Genomic DNA, 4,170 nt, shown 5'->3' with positions numbered 1-4,170 from the left:
AACGATATCCGGCTGCTCGGTCGTATCCTCGGCGACACCGTTCGCGACCAGGAAGGCGCGGATGTGTTCGATCTGGTCGAGAGAATCCGAAAGACGTCGATCCGATTTCATCGAGATAACGACGATCCTGCTCGACGCGAGCTCGAAATCATTCTCGACAGCATGTCGATCAGCGAAACGGTTCGCATTGTGCGTGCTTTCACCTATTTCTCGCACCTCGCCAATATCGCCGAAGACCAGAACAATATTCGCCAGATGCGAGCCCGCTCGAGTGGCGGCGGAATGCCGGCTGCGGGGACGCTGGCGTTGATGCTCCTGCATGCGCGCACGGCCGGACTGAGTGTCGCGGATCTGCGCCGGTTTTTCGGCACGGCTCTTGTCAGCCCGGTTCTGACCGCGCACCCCACCGAAGTTCGCCGCAAGAGCACCATCGATCGCGAAATGGAAATTGCCGCGCTATTGGAGCGGCGCGAACGGGTCAAGCTTACTCCAGAGGAAGTGGCGGCAGGGGATGAGGAGCTGCGCCGTGAAGTGCTGACTTTATGGCAGACCAACCTGCTGCGCCGTACCAAGCTCAACGTGCTTGATGAAGTCGCTAACGGACTGTCGTTTTATGACTACACGTTCCTGCACGAAGTCCCGCGCCTGCATTGCACGCTTGAGGATCGTCTTAATGAAGTGGAGGCGACCCAGCAGGAGCTCGCGTCTTTCCTGAAGATGGGAAGCTGGATCGGCGGCGATCGCGATGGGAATCCTTTCGTCACCGCGGAAGTGATGCGTGGCGCGCTTAAGATGCAGTCCAGCCGCATTATGCGCCATTATCTCGAAGAACTGCATGTGCTCGGCTCCGAACTGTCGCTCGCGGCCCACCTGGCCGATGTCTCGGAGGAACTGCGCGCGCTCGCGGAGCGCTCGCCCGATACATCGCCGCATCGAAGCGGCGAACCTTATCGACTCGCCGTGTCCGGTATCTATGCGCGGCTTACCGCGACCGCTGCGCGGCTGGAGGTAGAGACCAGTCGCGTGCCAGTCGGCGAGGCCGCCGCTTACGCGGACGTTGCCGAGTTCAAGGCCGACCTGGATGTTTTGCACCGCTCGCTCATCGCGAACAACTCGCGCGTGATCGCGCGCGGACGGTTGCGGTTGCTTCGCCGAGCGGTGGATTGTTTCGGCTTTCACCTGGCGCGGCTCGATATGCGGCAGAATTCGGCTGTGCACGAACGCACCGTCGCCGAACTGATCGACGCGGCGACCCCAGGCATGTCCTACCGGGATTTACCCGAAGACGCGCGGATCGCGCTTCTCGCCGCTGAACTGCATAGTCCGCGACCCCTAATATCGTCCTTCGTCAAATACAGCGAAGAGACGCTGGGCGAACTCGCGGTTTTCCATGCGGCTGCCGAAGCGCATGCGAAATTCGGCGCTGACGCTATCCCGCAAAGCATCATCTCGATGTGCAAGAGCGTGTCGGACATGCTTGAGCTCGCATTGTTGCTGAAGGAGGTCGGTCTGATCGATCCCTCTGGCCGTAGCGCGATCAACATCGTGCCGCTATTCGAGACGATCGAGGATTTGCAGGCATCCGCCGGCATCATGGACCGACTGCTGTCACTGCATGAATACCGCAAGGTGGTGGACGGCCGCGGCGCGGTGCAGGAGGTGATGCTCGGCTATTCCGACAGCAACAAGGATGGCGGCTTCGTCACCTCGGGCTGGGAGCTCTACAAAGCCGAAATCGGCCTGCTCGAAGTATTCAAGCGTCACCACGTCCGCTTGCGGCTGTTTCACGGCCGAGGCGGCTCGGTTGGACGGGGCGGCGGTCCAAGCTATGACGCCATTACCGCGCAGCCCGGTGGAGTGGTGAACGGTCAGATCCGGATCACCGAACAGGGCGAGATCATCTCCAGCAAATATTCCAATGCTGAAGTTGGCCGCAGCAATCTTGAAATTCTCGCCGCTGCTACGCTGGAAGCGAGCCTGCTGCAACCAGCGAGCAGCGTGCCGAAGCAACAATATCTTGAAGCAATGGAGCAGTTGTCTTCGCTCGCATTCAACGCCTATCGCGGCCTCGTTTACGAAACACCTGGTTTCGCCGACTACTTTTGGGCTTCCACGGTCATCACGGAAATCGCGACGCTAAACATCGGCAGCCGGCCAGCGTCACGCAAAAAGACTCGGGAAATCGAGGATCTCCGCGCCATCCCCTGGGTGTTCAGCTGGGCACAATGCCGGCTGATGCTGCCGGGATGGTATGGATTTGGCAGCGCCGTCGAGGCCTGGCTGGCGAAGCATCCGGACAACGGCATGCCGTTCCTGCGCGAACTCTATCAAGAGTGGCCGTTTTTTCGCTCGCTGCTGTCCAACATGGATATGGTGTTGGCGAAAAGCTCAATCGCGATCGCCTCCCGATACGCGGAACTCGTGCCTGACGAGGCATTGCGTGAAAACATCTTCAACCGCATCCGCCACGAATGGCAGAGTTCGATCGAGAAGCTGTTGGATATCATGGGTCATGAGCGGCTACTGCAAGGCAATCCGTTCCTGGAACGCTCGATCCGCAACCGATTTCCATATCTCGACCCGTTGAATCATGTGCAGGTGGAATTGTTGAAGGAGCACCGCACCCATAGTCCCGACGAGCGGGTGCTGCGCGGGATTCAACTCACGATCAACGGCATATCGGCGGGATTGCGCAATAGCGGGTGAGCTTGCGAGTTCGACTTACGTCATCCGTATGCAATCGACAGCCAACCTTGCGCACATAAACCTGAAGCACACATGGCGGGCTGCCTGAAAGCGTGCCCGCCATCTGTTCACTGAGGGATGGACAGATCGCCATTCCGCAAAAAGCGATCAACCCTATCCATACGCCGGTTACGGCTTCATTGCGCCTTGGGCACTCGTGTACACTGCGTACAGCGAAGTAGAGCCGCAGATGTACAGTCTGTTACGCTGCTGACCGCCGAAGCACAGATTGGCAACGGTTTCCGGAAGGTGAATTTTGCCGAGCAGATCGCCCTGCGCAGTGTAGCAGCGCACGCCGTCTTCTTTCGGATCGCCCCAACCCACGGAGCACCAGATATTGCCTTCGGTGTCACAGCGCATGCCATCCGTGATGCTAGGCTTGGGCATTTCGGCGAAGACCTTACCGTTCGACACCTTTCCGGCGCCAACATCCGCGTCGAACACGCGGATATGTGAAGGGTTGTCCGGACCGTCTGTAAACCCGGTGTCGATGACATATAGCTTCTTCTCGTCGGGCGAGAAGGTAATGCCGTTGGGCTCAACAAAGTCATCAACGACAACCTTGATGTCACCGCTCTTCGGGTCCACGCGGTAGACGTTGTGCTTTTCCTGCTCAGGTTCGGCCTTGATGCCTTCGTAATAACCGCCAATGCCATAAACCGGATCGGTGAACCAGATCGAACCGTCGGAAGCGACAACCGCGTCGTTCGGTGAGTTCAACCTCTTGCCATTGTACTTGTCCGCTATAATCGTGATCGAGCCATCGAGCTCGGTCCGGGTAACCCGGCGCCCGCTATGTTCACAGGTGATCAGGCGTCCTTCCCGATCTATGGTGTTGCCATTCGAATTCATCGACGGCTGGCGGTATACGCTCAGGTGACCGTCATCCTCCGAGAAGCGCATGATGCGGTTATTGGGAATGTCGCTGAACAGCACGTAGCGCCCGGCGGGAAAGTAGACTGGACCCTCTGCCCAGCGCATTCCGGTGGCGACGCGCTCAACCGCCATGGTCCCGGCGAAGGCCGGGAAACCGCTCGGTCCAAACGAGACATTGGGCTTCTTCATGGATTCCAAATGAGAATCCGGGTAGCGGCTCCCCGATAACGGTCCCAACGGCAGCGGTTCGGTTGAGGTTGTTGGTGCGCCTGTTTGGCCGAATGGCGTTACGCTGGCTGCCGAAGCTGCTTGCGCCGTCATACCGGCAGCCGCCGCGGCGGCCGCACCCTTCAACAGGATCCGGCGATTAACGGAATGTCGTTGGGCTTTATCAGGAAAGGTCAGCGGGGTTGTCATAAATTTCCTCCCACGTTTTTTGTTGGAAGGAAATCCTGTGCCCGCAATCGGGCGTAATGCGGGCGGCGCTCGAGGATAGCGCTAGTTTGGTTTCGCGCGGGCTCTAGATGCTAAGCGCGAGCGCCGGCTACA

The 4,170-nt window shown here is 58.9% G+C and carries 2 protein-coding genes; one reads left to right on the top strand and one right to left on the bottom strand.

What is annotated here, in order from left to right:
• On the top strand, window positions 1-2,706 hold a 2,706-nt coding region (ppc, locus tag VJV58_RS15510), incomplete at its 5' end, for a phosphoenolpyruvate carboxylase (RefSeq protein ID WP_324138248.1).
• A 168-nt stretch (window positions 2,707-2,874) separates the two neighbouring features.
• Here the strand turns inward: ppc and VJV58_RS15505 are convergent.
• Window positions 2,875-4,038: an SMP-30/gluconolactonase/LRE family protein gene (locus tag VJV58_RS15505; protein WP_324138247.1), complete on the bottom strand. Its 1,164-nt coding sequence runs from the start codon at window positions 4,036-4,038 to the stop codon at window positions 2,875-2,877.
• Window positions 4,039-4,170: the final 132 nt, after the last annotated feature.

The sequence above is a fragment of the Bradyrhizobium sp. genome (assembly GCF_035273305.1).
In the GTDB taxonomy this organism is placed as follows: Bacteria; Pseudomonadota; Alphaproteobacteria; order Rhizobiales; family Xanthobacteraceae; genus Bradyrhizobium.
This window is presented reverse-complemented; position numbering and strand designations above follow the sequence as displayed.

What these genes read in the sequence shown, in the direction of transcription:
- VJV58_RS15505 (WP_324138247.1), bottom strand. Translation starts at nt 4,038, where the DNA reads ATGACAACCCCGCTGACCTTTCCTGATAAAGCCCAACGACATTCCGTT.